Source organism: Rothia sp. HMSC072E10 (genome assembly GCF_001813965.1).
Lineage (GTDB): Bacteria > Actinomycetota > Actinomycetes > Actinomycetales > Micrococcaceae > Rothia > Rothia mucilaginosa_A.
Genome location: NZ_KV814470.1, coordinates 1 through 1395, shown reverse-complemented (window position 1 = coordinate 1395; position 1395 = coordinate 1). Strand labels below are relative to the sequence as shown.

1 protein-coding gene is annotated in these 1395 nt (G+C 46.0%); it reads left to right on the top strand.

Annotated elements, in window-relative coordinates:
- Positions 1-148: 148 nt before the first annotated feature.
- Positions 149-1395: ATP-binding cassette domain-containing protein (locus HMPREF2944_RS09075; RefSeq protein ID WP_210398443.1), on the top strand; the 1247-nt coding region annotated here is incomplete at its 3' end.

Here is a 1395-nt window from a genome sequence, read left to right as displayed (position 1 = left end):
GATGGTGGGTGTGTGGTGGAGCAAGGAACCTACCGGGAGCTACTGAAGGCAGAGGGAAAGTTTATGGAAATTTTCAAAAATCAGATCTCTGAAGATTCTGCAGGGCGCAAAACTTCTGCTGAAAGGGGCTATAAAGATGCGTAAGATTATGGCTAATACTGTTTGGTCCGTGGTTTATGCTTTCAGAAATCACCCCGTATGGACCGTTTCCTATCTAGCGTCTGTTGTGTGCCTATCATTATTCCCTGCTCTGCAGATGGAGGCTGTCACTAGACTTGTTGAGCATTTGGGTCAGAGCCAGGATGAAGTGCTTCCGCTAGCTCTGGGGGTTAGTTTTGTGCTGGCAGGATACATTGCCCTGGGACAAGCATCAGACTCTCTGCGTATGATTCTAAATTCTCGAATGTCAAGTACAGGTATTCAGAATGTATCTTCTCGTCTGGCGACTTGTTCTTCTCAGGAAATCGCGAGTGGTGATTATGCTCGCTCATCAAGGGCAGCTCATGAAGCTGTGACAGGGGGGAGTCTAGGATCTCAAGTTTCCACTATGGGTGCTCTGATATTCATCATTTTTTCGACGGGAGCCCTTAGTTATTCCGTAGGAAAGATCAATGTATATGCTTCACTCTGCATGCTTGCAGGCATGATTCCTGTTGCCTTGATGTCACATCTCTATTCGAGTAAAAATGCTGAGGCAATGGAAAAAATATATTCATATAGCTACAACGCATGGCATAGCACTAACCAGATTGCACAAATAACTACTGCTCGTGAGCTTGCAATTCTTAATGCTCGGTCGTTCTTTGCGCATCGTGCTAATCAAGAACGGAAAAAATCCGGTGAGGAGGAAATTGGCCTAGCTCGTTACATCCTCAGAATATATACAATTGTTGGTTTTATAAGCGCTGCATTGCTAGCTTTAGCCCTTATTTTTCTAGCGGCCTCGGTGCCGGCTCCCGGTGCTCTTGCTGGAGCTGTTATAGGTATTACCTCGGCTATAGTCTCGCTTGGCTCGATGGGAAGCGACCTTAGCTCGATGGCAGCGGGGTCAAACGCAATTGATATATATCGAAAGTTTATTTCTAGCGCACAGCCCAAGCAGAAAAATTCGGTTGCCGATACCTACCCCGAAATCTGCAGCGTTTCCATTAGGAATCTTGCTATCCAGTATCCAAAAGCTGATTCTTTAGCTCTTAAAAACATCAATCTCACTTTTGGTCCCGGGCAGATGATTGGTATTGTCGGGCCCAGCGGATCGGGAAAGACAACCCTAGTAAATGCACTTATGGGCATGCTTAAGCCCTCCAGTGGAGACATCCTCATTGGAGATAAACCGGTACAGGACATATCACCTGATGACTTGTTGGCAAATGTTGGTTTGGTGAGTCAAGACTA